The following is a 16,850-nucleotide window of genomic DNA, read 5'->3' as shown; positions in this document are numbered from 1 at the left end:
CTCCCGGTCAGGCTGCTGTGGCAGCCGCGGTTTTTTCCCTTGGCGATGTGAAGTGCCAGGCGACAAGGAGCGCGGCGAGGAGCACGAGTATCCAGAGCCGGGCGAACGGATCGGGGGCGGTGTGCAATTCCAGGGATGCGGAGTTGGAGAGGCCGTTCAGCTCAGCTGGGGCGCAGGAGTTGAGATCCGCCTCGCGGGTGTCCGCAAAATGGACGGCAGCGGTGAGTAGGGCTTGCTTTTCCTGCGTGATGCTCAGGAAACCCGGGGCAGAGGGGGCGCGGGAAGACTGCGGGGCGGGGATGGCTTTACCCGTGGGATCGGTGGCGGATACCTCGGTGGGTATGCCGGCGGCGGTGGCGATGCGGATTTCCTGGCCGGTCTCCAGGTTGAGGGATTCGGGCGCGACCTTCGCCGCACGCAGCGACTCCGCGAAGCGGTGGAGCAGGACGATGAAGGCCGGTTGTTGGGTGGCGTTGGAGAGGCGGAGGTCGAAGTTGAAGCAGAGGATTTTTTTGTTTCCGGTGTTTTCGCGGAGGAAAATGAGCGGGCGTTTCTCCTGCCAGAGCAAAACCCTGTCCCCGGGGCGGCGTGGCAGCTCCAGTGTTTCGCGGACAAGCAGGGCCTGCCAGTTGATGCCGTCCATGAGCGGGTGCGCCTCGGCGAGGATGCCGCCCTTGAGGTATTTCCCTGCAGAAGTGGGATCCTCGACGAAGAGGATCGCGTTGGTTTCCGGCAGGCTGGGATCGAGCGGATCGTAGGAGGTGATGACAAGATCCGAGGTGGCGGCATCTGTGGAGGCACGGGTGGATGCGAGGGAGCGGAGAAGCTTTTGGGTGAGATCCTCGAAGGCCGGGGAGGTGGCGGTGAAAAGCTCCAGCGCCTTGGGCTGCGGGGCGACGAGGGGCATTGAGTCATCGAGCGTGAAGGCATCCGCCGAGAGGTTCAGGCAGACGTTATCTGCGCCCTCGGGAAAAGCGGCGGAAAGGGTGACGAAGGATTTCGGCGCGATATCGAAGGAGCGGGGTTCCGTGGAGCCGTTCGATGCACGTAGCGACCAGGTCCGGCTGGCGGGAGAGGTGCCGTAATTCCTCACGATGGCCTTGAATGTCAGGGCTCCTTCCTTCTCCTCGAAGCTGATGCCGGTGAAGCCGACGTTGTCGGTGGGTTTGCCGACGGCGAGCAAGCCCGCCTCGTAGGGCAGGGATTCCACCGGGGTATCGGTGAGGTAAATGACGATGCCGTCATTGGAGACGATGGAACGGGCGAGGCGCAGGGCTTGGGAGGGATCGATGATGCCGCTGTCCGGGGAGAAATTTTCCAAGGCCGTAATGAGATCCTCGGTGGAGGTGCCGGAGTAAATCCGATCCGCGCCGGGTGCCGATGGAATCAATGTGAGTTCCATCGCCGAGGCGCTGCCCTGGAGATCCGGGATTTTCTTGCGCAGGGCGGCGATGGCTTCCCTTTTGAAAACCGTCATGGAGGCGGAGCCATCCACCACGATGACGACGCGCTGCACGGAGTTTTCCTTCCCGAAGCGCGGCTCCGAGAGAAACCAGGCGAGCAGCAGGACGGCGAGCAGCTGCATCCACAGCGGCACGGATGGGATGAGCCGCTCAAAGCGCCGCCCGGAAGTCGCCTCGCGCTGGGTGCGCTCCAACAGGAACAGGGTGGAGACGGGCAGGGTGATGGACTTTCGCTGGAGGAAATGGATCGCAAGGATGGCCGGGATGGCAAGCAGGGTCAGGAGGCCGAGGGGATTCGCGAACATTCGGGGGAAACTTCAGATTTCAAACTTGCTCGGCTGAAGACGGGATTCGGCGTAAAGCGAATTGCCCGGCCTCATCTTGCCGGCTCATTCTATCCCGGTGGTCTGCTGGCCGGGGAGGATTTCGTCGAGGAGGCGCTGGATGCCTTTTTCCGCCTGCTCGGACTGTGGGTGGATGTTGCGGGCCTTGAGATACCAGGTGAGGGAGGAGCCGGTCTGCTTGGGCGAGCGGCTCTCGAACTGCCTGGCCTTGTCGAGGGCGAGGGTGAAATCCGCCACCTTGGGCGCGAGCAGCTCCAGTTCGCGCCCGAGCTTGGGATCGTCCGGAAACTCCTCACGGATTTCGGCCAGCTGTTCCCATGCGCCGTAGTTCTGGCCCATGCGGGAGAATTCCGCGGCCTTACCGATGGCCGACTCGATCTTCATCAGGTTCTCCATGATCTGCTTGAAGGCGTCCTCGCGGGTCGCATCACCCTGGATGGCGGGGGCGAACTCGTATTGGCGCTTGGCGATCTCGCGGTAGTTGCCCTCGGAGAGGAGGCGGTCGAAGTCGTTGCGGGCGGACACCACCGCGCCGGAGTTGCCGACGAGATCGCGGAATTCCTGGAGCTTTGGGTTGGTCGGCCAGATCTCAGCGGCCTGCTTGATTTTCTCGGCCGCCTTGTCGGCATCGCGGGCGATGAGATGGGATTTCGCTTCCTCGATGGCGAGATCGGAGGCGAGGGTGTAGCCGGCGATGGCGGAATCCACCTTGGAGGACGGGAAATCCTTCGCTGTCTCCTTGAGACGCGCGGCGAGTTCCTTGGTTTTCACGTAATCCCTGGCCTGGAGAGTGCCATAGAGCTCGTGGAGATCCCGGACGTATGCGGCGACGCGCAGTTTCTTCTCGAGCGGCAGGGTGGCGACCGGCGCAAGGTATTCGCCCAGGGCATAGGCTTCCATCAGGCGCTGGGAGGCGGAATGCAACTCGCCGCGGGAGAGCATGAGATCGAAAGCCTCGATGTATTTCTCCACCTCGCGGATGGCCTCGTTGGAAAGGGAGTCGAGCGAGGCGACGGTGGGCGAAATGCCGAGGGACTGGGAGAAGAGCTTGGACACATCGGAGCCCTTGTCCACGCGCAGCGTGGTGTCGCCGTCTTTCCAGATCTGGTTGTAGAAACGGGCGGCCATGAGCACATGCTCGTAGCGGCGCTGGACGAACCACTGGACCATGGAAACCTGGTATTGCGCCTTGGTCTGGATCGTCTGCGCCTCGGTGCGGACGATGTTGCTTTTCTTGAGCACCTCGATTTCGGCGATGCGCCGCAGGGTGTCCGCGTATTTCAGGGAGTTCACGCCGGCACCCGGATTTGTCGCGGGCTGGCTTGCTCTTCCGCCTCCGCCTCCGCCGCCACCCGGACGGGCACCGCCGCCACCGCCGCCGGCGGGTGTCCCCGTGTCGCCCAGTGTCTTGTCCTTGTCATGGCGGGCATCCCAATCCGCCTTGCGGGCGATCTCGATTTTCTCCTTGTCCATGGAATCGTTGAGTTCCCTGAGCTGCCTGACATCCTGCTTGGCGAGAAGGGCCATGTAGATGGATTCGGCAAGGGACATGCAGAGATTCGCATCGCCGGGATAGGTGGATGCGCGCGGCAGGAGCTGGAAAGCCCCCTTGAGATCCGGGCCGCCGCTGCGGAACGGGGATATCGTGCCGAGGATCTCGTCGATGTTCTTCCGGTATTCAGCGGCATCCTCATTGGTCTCCGGAGGTTGGCTGAGGTATTTCTCGAAGCGCGCCTTGAGCAGTCGGTTGTCGCCAAGGGGGATGGCCACGCCCCCGACGGTGATGGTTTCCGCAGAGGGATCGAGCATCGGGATCTCCTGGCCGAGGGGCGAGGCGGCAGGCTGTTTCTGGGGCGCAGGGCTGCTGTCGACCGGTGGCGTCGTGGGCGCTCCCGGGGCTGCGGGCGGCGTGTAGACCTGCGCAATGGCTGGGGACCCGAGTCCCAAGAGTAGGTAGAGCGGTAGTTTTTTCATGGCCGTTGGTTGAGGGGTGGTTGCTGGATCTCAGAGGCGATTGATGTTCGTGGCGACGGGGATGCCGCCTTGCTCGAACTTCACCTTGAAGGCGTAGCGCTGCTCGCGCTCCATGTTCATGTTGTTGAATTTTTCGGGCACTTTCACGAAAACGATCTCATCCCCGGCATCCGTCTTGACCCGCACGGTGACAATGGACGAGGGGTTGTTGTCCCGGAAATACCGCTCGTCGATCTTCCCTTCGATGAGGTATTCGTTGTTCCGAAGGCTGTTGCCGTTGTCCAGCAGGTCCTGGATCACGAGCGGGTTCACATCTGAGAAGGTTTCCGATTTTTTGGTCATCAGGATTTTCCCCCCGAAGACGGCGGCGATCACACCGACGACGATGACGATGATGAGGACTGGGTTGGTGCTGGAACTAGCGCGACGTGCCATGGATTTGGTTGAATGCTGGAAACTGGGATGCTGTGGCACCTTGGCCACTTCAGGAAAATAATCCGGGAAAGCGAAATTGGAAGGTTATTCCCATTGCGGGCGGCGGGTGCCTATCCATGCGAGCAGTAGGGCGACGGAAATGTGGATCGCAAGGGTGAACAGGCATGAATCCTGGTCCGAGAGCGAAGTGTCGATGACGGATTTCACCGCTCCGTGCACGCGGGCCTGGAGCGCCTCCACGGAACCGGACCATGACCAGTAGGCGGAGATGAAGGGGCGGGTGAACCTCTCGATGTGCTCCGGGAGAGCAAGCACCGCGCCGGAGAGCGGAAGCTGGAAGCCTACCAGGTAGATGGAAAGCAGCGAGGCCTGCTCGGCCGTGCGCATCAGCGCGGAGATGGCTAGGCAGATGGCTGTCATCGAAGCGTTGATGAGCAGAAGGAACACCGCATGCTGGACGAAGTCGCCCCGAAATGCGCCGAACATGTTCACGAAAAACGCCATCCACAGGGATTGGGCGATCACAAGGCAGGACAGGAAGGCCACCTTCGAGGAAAGGTAGGCCATGGGTCGCAAGCCGCCGAATTTCTCCTTTTCATAGATCGGCCTCTCGCCGGCGATCTCGCGGGCGGAGTTGTTGGAACCCATCAGCGCCAGCAGGACGACCTGGAACATGATGATCCCAGAGATTGCGGAGCCGACCTTCGCCTGGTCGGAGCGGACTGATTGCTGCTCTTGGATTTCCTGGATGATGTTGTCCTGGCGGGTGTCCGAGTAGCTGCGTATGTTGCCGGATGCCTTGTTGCTGAAAAGCGTGACGAGCAGCGGGAAACAGATGAGGATGGCGAGTTGGAGGAAGACCTGCCCGCGATCACGGAAAAAGATCCGCCAGCGGCGGGAAAGGAGCGTGGTGAACTGGGAGATGAATCCGGGCAGGCGGGTGTCGCGCACTTCCCCATCCCCGGCCTCCGCCCCGTCCGGCTTGTCGCGAACGGGCGGGAGTTCGCCGGATGCGATGAGGCGCACCCGGTTTTTTTCCAGCATGCCATAATAGTGGTCGCTGTGCTTCCCCCAGGAGGCATGCCAGCGCTCGGAGGGCTGGCCGGCAAGCCGTGGATAGACCTCCTCCGTATCCTTCACGGAAAAATAATGGGTCAGCTGCTCCGGCGGGCCGTGGAAGGCCACTCGGCCCTCGTGGAGAACGAGGATGGAATCGTATAGCTCAAGGTGGGCGAGCGAGTGCGTGACGGACAGAACGATGCGCCCGTCCTTGCGGGAAAGGTCGTGCAAAAGCCGCACGATCTCGCGCTCCGAGCGGGGATCGAGGCCGGAGGTGACCTCGTCGCAAAGCAGGATGCGGGGATCGGAGACCAGCTCCATCGCGAGCCCGAGCCTGCGCTTCTGGCCGCCGGATAGCACTTTCACCGGCCTGTCGCTGATCGGGCTGAGACCGGTTTCCTCAAGCACGTGGTCGATGCGCTGATCGAGCTCCTCCGTGCCCCTGCATTTCACCCGCAGCCGGGTTGCTGCCTCCACGGATTCATCCACGGTGAGTGGATCGTAGGCGATGGAGAACTGCGGCACGTAGCCGATTTCCGAAGGCTCGAAATCCCCCTCCTCGGAAAGGTTGCGGCCTTCCCAGAAAAGCGCGCCGCCCGACTCCGGGTTGAGCCCGGCGATGGTTTTCAGCAAGGTCGTCTTGCCGCAGCCGGATGGGCCGACGATGGCCATGAAGTGCCCTTTCGGAACCTTGATCGAGACGCGGTCCACGAGGTTCACATCCTCGCCGTCCTTCCTGATGGTGAAACAAACGTCCTTGAGTTCTAGCACTGGGGAATGGGTTTAAGGATAAGGGAACGCGGCAACGCTCCCCGGTTTATCGTTTTTCAGGAAAATGCATTCAATCGCCGATCGGGACGATGCGTATCGCGGAGGGCTTGCCGGAGCTGATCTGGCCAAGGAGGGTGCCTTTCTGTGGGGCATCCGTGAGATCGCTAGGATCGAGCGCGTTGCGCAACGCCCCCTCGACGAGTTGGCCGCAATGGATCTTCATGGGCGGCAGGGTGCCGAGATCGCCCGCTAGCTCCTGGGCGCTAAGGTTCCTTGCCTCTTCCTCCGTTTTCCCCTGCAGAAGCCTGGTCGCCACCGAGGCCACGGCGATCGCCGTCTGGCAGCCGAAGGCCTGGAAGGACGCGCGGTCGATGACTTTCTTGCCGTCCTTCTCGGAAAATTTCAGCCACACCCGCATCATGTCGCCACATTCTGGCGAGCCAACCGTGCCGACGGCATCCGCGTCCGCCATTTCGCCCTGGTTCTGCGGGTCGGCCAGCACCTCGCCGATTTTCTGCTCGAATTCGTTCACACCGCGACTCTGGGGCGGGAGCGGCGCGATTCCCAGCCGAAATGTCCGCTATCTCCCGAAGCTGTCATAGTATTCCTCGCCGTATTTTTCGTAGCGTTTGATCAGCTCCGCGTTCTTTTTCTCGGTGGCCGTGAGCTTGTCGGTGACATCCTTGTTCACCGCCATGTACCAGCCCTGCCTATCGAAGTGCTGGCGCATGTCCGCAAGCTGGAAGGTATACCCGTGGCGGGCGTAGATCTCGTTGCGCATGATGCGCAGCTCCGCCGGACGCATGTTCTCCACATCCTTCTCGGCGAGTTTTTTGGTGGAGGACTGCGGGTAGTCCCCGACCTTGGGGTCATACTTGTAGATGCGCCTCGGCAACACGAACACACGCTCGGTGATCTTCTTCGGGTCGTTCGGTTTCCAGATCCCGCCCAGGTCGTCGCTTTCCGGGGAGTAGATCATCTTGAAAAGCCCGTCATCCGGCCTGTCCCCCGGCTCCTCGGCCACGATCTCGAAACCCTTCTCCGATGCCTTGAAGGAGCCGCTGAAGGCACGCTCGTTGCCCGCCACGATGCTATAGCCCGTGACCGTTTTCCCAACGATGCGATCCAGGCAAACGGTGATTTTCTTTCCCCCGAAATCGCCCACGTACGTGCCCTTCATCGCGGCGGCGGCCTTGTCCGGGCTGCTGACATCCGCATCATCCTGGGCGGACACAAAGGCGAACATGGAGAAACCAACACAGAGAGCGGCGATGTTTTTCATGGTTCTGTTTTTGAGCTGGCTAAGAGCATCCCGAAACGCGATTCCAAAGCAAGGAAATCATGGGGCGGGCTGAAACAAAACGGATCATCCTTGGCGGCCTATCGCTGGCAGCCCTCGCATTCTTTTCATGGCTCATGCTGCGGATCACCCTGGAATATTGGCCGGTGCGCAGCGATGCCGCCTTTCTCCGGATCAAGCAGCAATACATCGGCATCCGCCACTGGGAGCTGGCGTTCTGGATCCATGTCTTCACCAGCATGATCCCGCTGCTTGCGGGTTTCACCCAGTTCTCCGGATGGGTTTTGCGGAAACACCGCAAGCTCCACCGCGTGATGGGCAAGCTGTATGTCTTGACCGTCCTCTTCGTCACCGGCCCGGCAAGCCTCGTGATGGCGTTTTATGCGAACGGCGGGATCACCTCCCGCATCGCCTTCGCCACCCTGGCGCTTCTGTGGCTGGGCACCACGGCCATGGGTTGGGGAAGCGTGATGCGGCGCGATTTCGCCGCGCACCGCGAGTGGATGATACGCAGCTACGCCCTCACGCTCTCCGCCATCACCCTGCGGGCATGGAAATACCTCATCGTCATTGCCTTCGAACCGCCCCCGATGGATACCTACCGCATCGTAGCATGGCTCGGCTTCATCCCGAACATCATTTTCGCGGAGTGGTGGATACGCAGGGGCGGGGGAAGGTCTCGCCAGCCGCCGCAGGCGGGCTGATTTTGATCGGCACCCAGTGTGTAGTAGGGGTTTGAAACCCCTTTGGGAGGGAACGGGAGAACGACTGGATAGCGGAAGGGAACGCAGTCCCCTTCTCCCCTATTGACCATGGATCAACCGATGAAATCGCACCCGGGCCGCCGCGAACGCAACGTTCACAAAGCCCTTGCCGCCTATCACCGCTCCGTCCGTAAAATACCTTACCCGGCAGCGCAGCATTTTCGCCATATCCAGCACCGGTAAGACACCGTGGGGGCGCCCTTCGGTCGCTGTCCCTTCACCTTCCGCCGCCACCGCCTCCGCATCATTCATCCCGTCCACCGCCGTGCTCTTCCTTGAAACTTGAGATCTGGAATTTGAAGGTTTCCTTTCCAAAGCCATCCCCAGCAACCTCCGGTATCTCTTCGATGCCTCCTTCCATTCCCCTGCATAAAAAACCTGTATCGGCATCCGATGTGATCGCCCTTACCAGCACCTCCCGCGCCATTTTACCATTCCCCCTCGGTCCGCCACCGACCACCTCGCCATAAGGCACCGAGAGCCTTTTCAGAAACTCCGCATCCGGCAATCCGCCCTCCGGCATCGGCGGAACCTCCAGCAGGATGTGGATCTGGTTGCAGATCAGGCAGTAGGACAGAACCCGGCAGCCCGTGAAATTCTCCATCATCCGCATCAGGGTTCGGAACCGCTCTTTTTCCTCCACCCCATCGGCCTTGGTGTGGACGAGGAGGCGGCCGAGGACGTCGTAGGTGTTGGTTGGTCACGAAGCCTTCGCCGTCCCTGACGGTCAGGGGGGCTTGGGGGAGCAACCGGAAAATGGCAGGGAGGCAAGGCTCGGCGAACCTGCCGACCATGCGCGGACGCGGCGCCGGCTTGTCGCCCGGAGCGCTTGCCGAATGGCTTCGCGAATTCACCAATGCGTTAGAAGAAACCGCAGACAGCACGACAAAAGAAATCGCAACCCGAAATCGGCCATGAGTGAGATTTCGTCGCTTATCGCCGGTTCTTGCTGCCATGCGGGCGGCTTACTCGCTGCCCATGAAAAGCCGGCATGCCATACGCGTTGCCTTGGCAAAAAAGGTTTTTCCGAGCCCAGCTTGGTCGGGCGGATGCCGAATTTCCTCCCGTGAAATCTCGCGGCGACACCCACCTCCGTTGTGGCAACCCCGGATTTTCTTTCCCATCCAGCCCCACCATGCTTCGTTAGTCCGCGTGATCGCCAGAACCTTCCAAGACCGTATCATCGCCCCGTCCCTGCTCGCTGCGGATTTCTCGAAAGTCGGCCAGGAAACCTCCCGCGCCATCACGGCGGGCGCCGACTGGCTTCACCTCGACGTGATGGACGGGCATTTCGTGGACAATATCTCCTTCGGCCCTGCGATGGTGCAGACAATTCATGAGTCGAACGACATTTTCCTCGACGTGCACCTGATGATCTCGCGGCCCGACCATTACCTGCCGCGCTTCATTGCTGCGGGTTCGGACTGCATCACGGTGCATGTGGAGGCGGAGCACGATGTCACGGAAACATTGGAGCGGATCCGGGAGGCGGGCTGCCTGGCCGGGCTCGCGCTGAATCCCGCGACCCCTTTCGAAAATGTCATTCCGTTCCTGGGAAAGATCGATCTCCTGCTTTGCATGACGGTTGTCCCGGGCTTCGGCGGGCAGCCGTTCATGCCGGAGGTGATGGGAAAAGTCCGTGCCGCCGCCGATTTCCGGAAAGAGAAAGGCCTGGCCTACCACATCGAGGTGGATGGCGGGATCGGAGCCGAAACAGCAGCCATTTCCTACGCCGCCGGGGCGAACGTGATGGTCGCCGGCTCCACCACCTTCGGGGCGAAGGACATGGCCGCCGCCATCGCCGCCATACGCGAAGCATGAAACCCAAACCAACCGTCATTTGAAAACCATCCTCATCAGCTCCGCCATATCCATCGCCATCGGTTTCACCTTCGGATGGCTGATCCGATCCGCGACGGCCGAGCTCGATGGCATCGAGAACAAGATCGTTGTCATCGAGAAGGATAGGAAGCGCCCCACCACAGGCAACGGCGACCCTCTGGCCATACCGCCGGAGCGCATGGCTCCCAGCGACATCGACCGAGCCATCTCTCCACAAAGGGATCTTCCTGTGGGCGACGCCAAGCCCCCGGAATCAGCCGAAAAGGCCGAGCAGGCGAAGTGGAACAGGCTCATCGAAGTCCTCGGGCTGAATGCGGACCAGGCCAAAACCCTTGAGTCGGCCATCAGGGAGTCGGAGCCAAGCCTGTCCGAGGGTGAGGAACTGGGCGCAGCCTACGCGGATGCGGGGGAAAAGCTCCAGCAGTCGATCCTCTCCATGCTCAGCGAGGACCAGGCCAAGGCGTTCAAAGAGCTTCAGGAGCGCAGCCTGAACAACCAGCTCCATTCCAAGGCGATGGAGCAGTATGTCCAGGAACTCGGCAAGCTCGACCTAACTGCCGAACAAACGGATCAAGCGCTTGGAGTTTTGCGAAAGCATGCCGAAGAGGAGGCGGCCTCCATCCCCTCCGGCGCCCGCCTGCTCCTCGATGGGTCCGTGCTGCCCATAGGCCAGCGGCGCATCACAGAAGACGGCTACCGGCTCCTCGGAAAACTGGCAGCCTCCGGCGCGGGCGGCCCGATGGGCATTGAGGAGATCGCCGCCATCCACAGGGAGGAAATGGAGCGCAGGATGGGCCAATTCGAGGGCATACTCACCCCCGCGCAATTGCAGCGTTACCAGGCGGGCATCCTGGAATCCGCGGAGAACCTGAACCAGTTCGCACCCCGGAACTGAGCGCATGTTTCGGTTTGAACCGGCGGTGCGAATTTCCTAGGATTCGGGCATGCCAAAGAAAAGCGGAGCGGAACGGGTGCTTGTAAAGGTCTTCACCTACGGCATACAGCCGAAGGTCTGGAGGCATTTCTCCATCCCCACATCCGTCACCTTCCTTGGGCTAAGCGATGCGATCCAGGCGGCCATGGGCTGGGAAAACAAGCATCCCCACGAGTTCCGCCACGGCAAGGGCAAGCGCCTCGTCGATGTCATCGGCCCGGTTGGCCTGCAAGACCAGACGCTCGGCGATTTCCAGGACGAGGCCAAGCTCACCGTCGCCGATTACATGGGCCGCAAGCGCCTGCCCCTGCGCATGCTCTACCGCTATGATTTCGCCGACGAATGGATCCACGAGGTGGTCTTCGACAAACGCGAGGAGGGCGAGGGCCCGCCGGTCATGATCGCCGGGGAGCGCGCCTGCCCTCCGGAGGACTTTGGTGGCGCATTCCAATACATGCAGGCGCTGGCTGGGGAAATCGAGTGGGCGCATCCCGGCTACGATCCTGAGGTTTTTGACATCGCTGCCGTCGATTTCGAGGCGAAGAAAACGCGCAAGCGGAAGTGAGCCCTCCCCCACCCCGGCGCATCCGCTTTCATTCCGCCCGCAGTCACACGACTGTGTTTTTGGCTTTTCCATGCTAGCTGCGGCACCTAGGTTTTTACCGTGATATTCAGGGAAATGGAGCTGTGGTTCGATCCTGTCCCGCGAAGCGGGCCGGAGGCCATGGCCGTGGACGAATGGCTTCTGGAGCGGGCGGAAAGCCCTGTATTGCGCATCTACCGCTGGGATGGAGCATGGGGCAGCCTCGGCTATTTCGGGAAACTCTCCGAGGCGACGGGCGGGCTGCCGGGCGTGGATTTCGTGCGCAGGTGGACCGGCGGCGGCATCGTCGATCACCGCGCCGACTGGACATACAGCCTCATCGTCCCCAGGGACAGGGAGATCGCGCGCATGAAGGGCGGCGAGAGCTACCGGGCCATCCACCACATCCTCCTGGAAGTGCTGGTTGCGGAGGGCGGCTCGCCGGATTTCTCCGCAGGGAGGAGGAAGACCGGGGACATGTGTTTTGAGAACCCCGTCGAGCATGATCTCATGGATGCCGGGGGGGCGAAGCTGGCGGGAGCCGCCCAGAGGCGCGGCAAGCTCGGGCTGTTGCACCAGGGTTCCGTCGCCACGGGCGGGGATTCCAGGCTGCGGGGCGAGCTTTTCGCGGAGCGGCTGGCGGAAAGCTGGTGGGAGGCGGATCTCAGCGTGGACGAGTCCAGGGTTGCCGCGCTCGTCGGGGCCAAATACGGCTGCAAGGATTGGCTCGCCCGGCGCTGACGATGAACTCGGCGAACAGCCCGGGAAAAAATCCGCGTCGCCGCCCGGGATTGCGGCTTGAGTTGTCCGCGCGGTGCCCCCACTCTCTGCCGCCTGCCATGAAATTCCTCAGCTTCCTTTTCCTGCTCGCCTCCCCGCTGGCCGCCGACGTCCCCAAGGTTTTCGAAGGGCTTTTCGAAAAGGACGTGGCGGTGCGTGCGAACATCGGGATCGTCGTGCCGCCGCCGGAGATCGAAAAGTACATCGCAAAAGTGGAGGCCTCGGCTCGCAAGAATGCGGAGTGGTTTGCGGAATACTCAAAGTCTGCGAAGCCCGGCGCCCCCCTGCCTTACCATGAGAACCTGGGACTCACCAAGGAGGAGTATGACGATTACCTGGCCCTCTGGGCGAAGCGCGAGTTCAAGGCCACCTCGGAGGTCATGCTGATGCTGCGCGAAACCTTCGGGAAAACCTGGACGATCACCGCCACAGGCGATGCGGGTGTGATTTCCACCCTCCGCTACGATCCCGAGAAGGATGTGGTGCGCTCGCCCAGCGGCGAGTTGAAGCGACTGGAGGACATCAAGGCGGATCCCTCGAGCATACTCGGCGCGTGGTCCGGTCGGGAATGGCGTTTCGAGGAGGAGACCGGCCTGGGCAAGACCAAGGAAAATTTCGCGGTCGGACAAATGGATGGCAAGGGCTTCGGCATTGTCGTCTACCGTGCGCAGGAGATCTCCTCGGAGGGCAGCCGCCTTCTGGACAAGAGCCTTGTGATCCGCTTCGCGCTGGGCAAGGCCGGGCACATGCAACCGCCGACCGCACCGGCTCCACGCTGAGCCATGAGCAGCTGGAGTTGGAAACGGAGACTTGGGCTTGCGTTTCTGGCCCTGGCGCTGGCCGCACCTCCGCTCGCGTTCGGCATCAGCAACCTTTACCTCGTCAGCCCCAAGGGCAGGGCATTCATCGCTGCGAAAATATCCCGGTTGCTGCCCTTGGAAACGAGCGTGCAGGGAGCCACATGGTCGCCTTGGAACGGGATCACCGTTTACGGATTGCGTGCGGAACAGCCGCCCGCCCTCCGCAAGGCCTTTGGCAGGCCGCTGGTATCCGTGGAATCCGTGCGCATCCATCCGGATTGGATGGAGCTGGCGCGGAAAAGGCTTTCCATCAAGGGCATGGAGATCGTGAAGCCGGAGCTGTGCATCCCCATCGAGCTGCTTTCGCAAATCCAGCAGAAAGAGGACGTGCCCGTGCTGGCCGCCACCAATCCGAATCCCGCCACCGCAAGGCCCCAGGCGCAGGTGCCCGCCGCGCCGGAGGGTGGCGTGCCCTCCCCTCCGCCGTCAGCCGGGGCCGGGCAGCGGCCCCATGTTCTGACAGCCCCGCCCAGCAAGCCCACGGAGCCGACCACCTGGATGGATGTGCGCGGCGGCAGCCTGCGCATCGTCACCCTGATGTTGCGCACGCCGCTTTTCCACGCATCCGGGATCAATGGCGGAGTGCCGCTGGCAGGCAAGGATGCGACGTCGCTCATCAGCATTGAACGGCTGACCGGAACAGGCGGGACAGCTCCCGGGAAAACCGAAATCCCGCTCAAGTGGTCGGCTCCCGCGCTCACGGCCGGAACCGTGGACGGAGGGATCTTCGGCTTGGATTTCCGGATTGGGGCACAGGTCGGGCTGGTGCAGGGCTTGCCATTCCTCGTGGAGTGCGTGGTGCCGGAGCAAAACGGCTGGGAGATGCGGACAGGCAGCGGTCTGGAGGCGAAAGCCGGGAAGATCGCAGCACAAGGCCGCGTGCAAGGCTATCTCCAGGCTCCCGCAACATGGCAGGGGCAGTGGATCGTTGAGGCGGGCGGGGTGGATGCCGGGCATGGGGCGCAGAGGAACCGCTTCGAGCGCGGGCAGGCGATCTTCCTTTTCCAGAACGGGGCGTTGCGCTGCCCGGATGCTCGGCTGGTCAGCGAGGAGGCATGCATCATCGGGAACGGCATGCTTTTGAGCGATGGCAGGCTTGCGGCAAATGCCCGCGTCATTGCCTCCCCGGAGGCATTGGCCGCCATCTCGAAGTTCACGCAGCCGGGTGGGAAAGCGCCGCATCTCACACCGCTGAGCACACCCCAGCGCTCCGCCCTGGATCTGCAGCTCTACGGAAGGCCGGGAGTGATCTTCTTCAAACCCGATCCCATGGCCGAGCCGCTGCGGCTGCGCTAGCAGGTCAGTCCGGCTGGATCTCCAGCCTCGGCGGCCTGCGCATGCGTATCTCCTCGTCGAAGTTTTCCAGCTCAAGGCTATCCAGGACGTTGGTGCCGCCCCGCATCCCACTGCGGGCGCTGCCTGCCGGCGCATAGCTGGGCAGCTCCGAGTGATACGGATCCTCCCCCAGCAGCACCGCAGCCTTGGGCCTTATGGGCAAGGTGTCGAGGGCGGGCAGGTGGCTGAGCGCGAGGCCCGAATCGATCTCCGCAGCGCCGCCACCAGAATGCAGGCCGCAGAAAGGGAGCTTGTCCGCACCTTCGCGGAAACCCTCCATCCTCACGGTTCTGACGGATTTCACCGTGCCACTGGCGACATCCTCGACGAGTTCCTGGCAGAACTCGGTCGCCCGCTGCCCGGAGACCGAGCAGATCTCGACATCCACGATGGAATCCGGCTTTTCGATTGCCTTCCCCCCGAAGGCGGGTGTCACCGCATTCATGGCTGCCGCCCAGACGGGCATGGCAAGATCGCGGCTGAATGCCCCGGGGTAGATGGGATCGCTGCTGCCCTGGAGGAATCCGGTCCAGACGCCGCAGGTGACGCGCCCATTGTAGCCGAGGAACCAAGCATCGGAAAAATCATGGGTCGTCCCGCCTTTTCCAGCCCCGGAAAATGGTTTTTCGATGAGCGAACCGGCCAACCCCCGCGCGCTTCCATCTTTCATGCCGCCAGCCATCATGCTGTGCATCTGCCACGCCACGCCTTCATCAAGAAGGCGTCCGGGCGGGTTTGCGGATTTCGCCCTGCGATAGACCACAAGCCCATCGGCATCCTCGATCCGATCGATGTAGTGGAATTTCGCCGGCCCTCTCCTGCCGCCCAGGGGAAAGGTGGACATCGCCGTGACGGCTTCCTTGAGGGAGGCTGGCTCCCAGCCCACGCTGACCCGTGGCAAAGGCTTGGAGCCTTTCATCGAGAATCCGAAGGAAACCGCGGCATCGATGATGCGCTGTATCCCGATTTCCGAGCCGAGGCGGACGGTTGCCGCGATCTTGGAATTCTCGAAGGCATTGCGGAGCGTCGTCCAGCCCTCGTATTTCGGGGAAGGCACTTCCATGCCCCACTCCCCGAGTATGCCCTCGCGCCCGCCGACCATGACCGCGCGGTTGTCCATCGGTTCGTCCTCCAGCGGGGATGCCGGGGTATGCTTGTCGGCAAGGGCGGCGGAATAGAGGAAAGGGAAAAACGCGGTGCCAAGAGGCCGTTTCCCCATCTCGATGAAATCGAAGGGCACCTCCGCATAGTCCCGCCCGCCGACATGCGCGAGCACCTCACCGGTCCTGTGATCCACCATGAACACGGCTCCCTGGAGATACTCGGGTGCCATGCCGCCGGCCTTTCGGTCGTAGTCCCTGTATTTCTGGCGGGTGAATCCGGGGTGCTTTTCCGCATCCGCCAGCGAGACAGCCAAGGCTTTCTCCGCAGCGTCCTGCGCCTCTGCGGAAATGGTGGTGTGGATCGTAAAGCCCCCCGCCGCCAGCGCATCCGCACCCAAGGCCCTGCCGACGCTGTCCGCGATGCGCTCGTAGAGGTGGGAAGTGCCGCGCCGCAAGGGATCCGGCGAGATGACCATGGCCTCCGCCTGGGCGGCGGCCATTTCCTTACCGGAAATCATCCCCTCATCCCGCATTCGGGTAAGCACCATGTTGCGCGCCTTGGTGCTGGCGGCGATGTTGTTGAGAGGCGAGTTTTTCGTAGGGTTCTTGATCAGTCCCACGATCGTCGCGCACTCCGCCAGGGTGAGATCTTCCGGCGGCTTGCCGAAGTAGCCGAGCGAGGCGGACTTGATCCCGTAGAAGCCGCTTCCGAAATAGATCCTGTTGAGATAGAAACCGAGGATCTCCGGCTTGGAATACCTCTCCTCGATGCGCATCGCGAGGAAGGCTTCCACCATTTTGCGCTGCAGCCCGCCCTCGCCCTTGGCCATCGCATCCTGCTTGAGGGGATAAGCGTTCCGGGCTAGCTGCTGGGTGATCGTGCTCGCGCCCGACACCGCCTGCCCTTCCTGGAGCCAATCCTTCGCCGCCCTGGCAACCCCGAAGTAGTCAACCCCGCCGTGCGTATAGAAACGCTGGTCCTCGCCGGCCCGGAGCGCATCGATGAAAAGCTCAGGAACCTCGCCGACCGGGATGATGCTGCGGTTCTGGACGAAGATGCGCCCTATCTCCTTTCCGCTGCGATCCTGGATCACGCTGGGCACCTCGATCTTGTTGATCTGGGAGAGATCGTAGCGGGCCGCCCTTTCGCGGTATTCACGGGTGTATTGCTCCGCAAACAGCAATCCGAAAACCCCCGCGACCAGAACAAGCATGAAGCTCACAATCCAAAAGGTTTTGCGCTTGTAGAAACGGCGCTTGCCGCCCTTCCTCCGGTAGTTGCTCCTGTTTTCCGCCATGCCCG

The 16,850-nt window shown here is 62.2% G+C and carries 15 protein-coding genes; 7 read left to right on the top strand and 8 right to left on the bottom strand.

Translation table 11 applies throughout. The annotated features are described in order from the left end of the window. Positions 1–7: 7 nt before the first annotated feature. The 6 genes from HZ994_17715 to HZ994_17690 all read right to left on the bottom strand — a co-directional run bounded on the left by HZ994_17715 (position 8) and on the right by HZ994_17690 (position 7,328). Positions 8–1,768, bottom strand: a complete 1,761-nt coding sequence (locus HZ994_17715) for a BatA domain-containing protein (protein ID QTN34078.1) — start codon at positions 1,766–1,768, stop codon at positions 8–10. Between the two features lie 84 nt (positions 1,769–1,852). Then, complete coding sequence (locus HZ994_17710) at positions 1,853–3,781, bottom strand: hypothetical protein (protein ID QTN34077.1); 1,929 nt, start codon at positions 3,779–3,781, stop codon at positions 1,853–1,855. A gap of 30 nt (positions 3,782–3,811) precedes the next feature. After that, entirely contained in the window at positions 3,812–4,216 is a 405-nt protein-coding gene (locus HZ994_17705) for a hypothetical protein (GenBank protein ID QTN34076.1), read from the bottom strand. An 84-nt stretch (positions 4,217–4,300) separates the two neighbouring features. After that, entirely contained in the window at positions 4,301–6,046 is a 1,746-nt protein-coding gene (locus tag HZ994_17700) for an ATP-binding cassette domain-containing protein (protein ID QTN34075.1), read from the bottom strand. 70 nt (positions 6,047–6,116) lie between these two features. Further along, positions 6,117–6,578, bottom strand: a complete 462-nt coding sequence (locus HZ994_17695) for an iron-sulfur cluster assembly scaffold protein (protein ID QTN34074.1) — start codon at positions 6,576–6,578, stop codon at positions 6,117–6,119. 48 nt (positions 6,579–6,626) lie between these two features. Further along, complete coding sequence (locus HZ994_17690; protein ID QTN34073.1) at positions 6,627–7,328, bottom strand: YARHG domain-containing protein; 702 nt, start codon at positions 7,326–7,328, stop codon at positions 6,627–6,629. 59 nt (positions 7,329–7,387) lie between these two features. Between HZ994_17690 and HZ994_17685 the strand changes: the two genes are divergently transcribed. After that, the gene (locus HZ994_17685; protein ID QTN34072.1) at positions 7,388–8,050 is read left to right on the top strand and encodes a DUF2306 domain-containing protein; all 663 of its coding nucleotides are present in this window, start codon (positions 7,388–7,390) and stop codon (positions 8,048–8,050) included. A gap of 304 nt (positions 8,051–8,354) precedes the next feature. On the opposite strand, the gene HZ994_17680 is transcribed toward HZ994_17685, so the two are convergent. Next, entirely contained in the window at positions 8,355–8,633 is a 279-nt protein-coding gene (locus HZ994_17680; GenBank protein QTN34071.1) for a hypothetical protein, read from the bottom strand. Between the two features lie 455 nt (positions 8,634–9,088). On the opposite strand from HZ994_17680, the gene rpe reads away from it, so the two are divergent. The 6 genes from rpe (at position 9,089) to HZ994_17650 (ending at position 14,405) form a co-directional block, all read left to right on the top strand. Then, positions 9,089–9,931: a ribulose-phosphate 3-epimerase gene (gene rpe / locus HZ994_17675; GenBank protein ID QTN34070.1), complete on the top strand. Its 843-nt coding sequence runs from the start codon at positions 9,089–9,091 to the stop codon at positions 9,929–9,931. A gap of 19 nt (positions 9,932–9,950) precedes the next feature. Next, the gene (locus tag HZ994_17670; GenBank protein QTN34069.1) at positions 9,951–10,847 is read left to right on the top strand and encodes a hypothetical protein; all 897 of its coding nucleotides are present in this window, start codon (positions 9,951–9,953) and stop codon (positions 10,845–10,847) included. A 49-nt stretch (positions 10,848–10,896) separates the two neighbouring features. After that, complete coding sequence (locus HZ994_17665) at positions 10,897–11,451, top strand: plasmid pRiA4b ORF-3 family protein (protein QTN34068.1); 555 nt, start codon at positions 10,897–10,899, stop codon at positions 11,449–11,451. Positions 11,452–11,550: 99 nt separating this feature from the next. Continuing rightward, positions 11,551–12,210: a hypothetical protein gene (locus HZ994_17660; GenBank protein QTN34067.1), complete on the top strand. Its 660-nt coding sequence runs from the start codon at positions 11,551–11,553 to the stop codon at positions 12,208–12,210. A gap of 98 nt (positions 12,211–12,308) precedes the next feature. Then, a complete protein-coding gene (locus HZ994_17655; GenBank protein QTN34066.1) occupies positions 12,309–13,028 on the top strand; it encodes a hypothetical protein in 720 nt (239 codons plus the stop codon). A gap of 3 nt (positions 13,029–13,031) precedes the next feature. Then, the gene (locus HZ994_17650) at positions 13,032–14,405 is read left to right on the top strand and encodes a hypothetical protein (protein ID QTN34065.1); all 1,374 of its coding nucleotides are present in this window, start codon (positions 13,032–13,034) and stop codon (positions 14,403–14,405) included. Between the two features lie 4 nt (positions 14,406–14,409). Here the strand turns inward: HZ994_17650 and HZ994_17645 are convergent, their stop codons facing one another. Next, positions 14,410–16,845 (bottom strand): penicillin-binding protein, encoded by a 2,436-nt coding sequence (locus HZ994_17645; protein QTN34064.1) that lies wholly within the window; start codon positions 16,843–16,845, stop codon positions 14,410–14,412. Positions 16,846–16,850: the final 5 nt, after the last annotated feature.

It is taken from the genome of Akkermansiaceae bacterium (assembly GCA_017798145.1).
Taxonomy (GTDB): domain Bacteria; phylum Verrucomicrobiota; class Verrucomicrobiia; order Verrucomicrobiales; family Akkermansiaceae; genus Luteolibacter.
The sequence above is the reverse complement of the archived record's forward strand: the minus strand, read 5'-3'. Positions and strand labels throughout refer to the sequence as shown.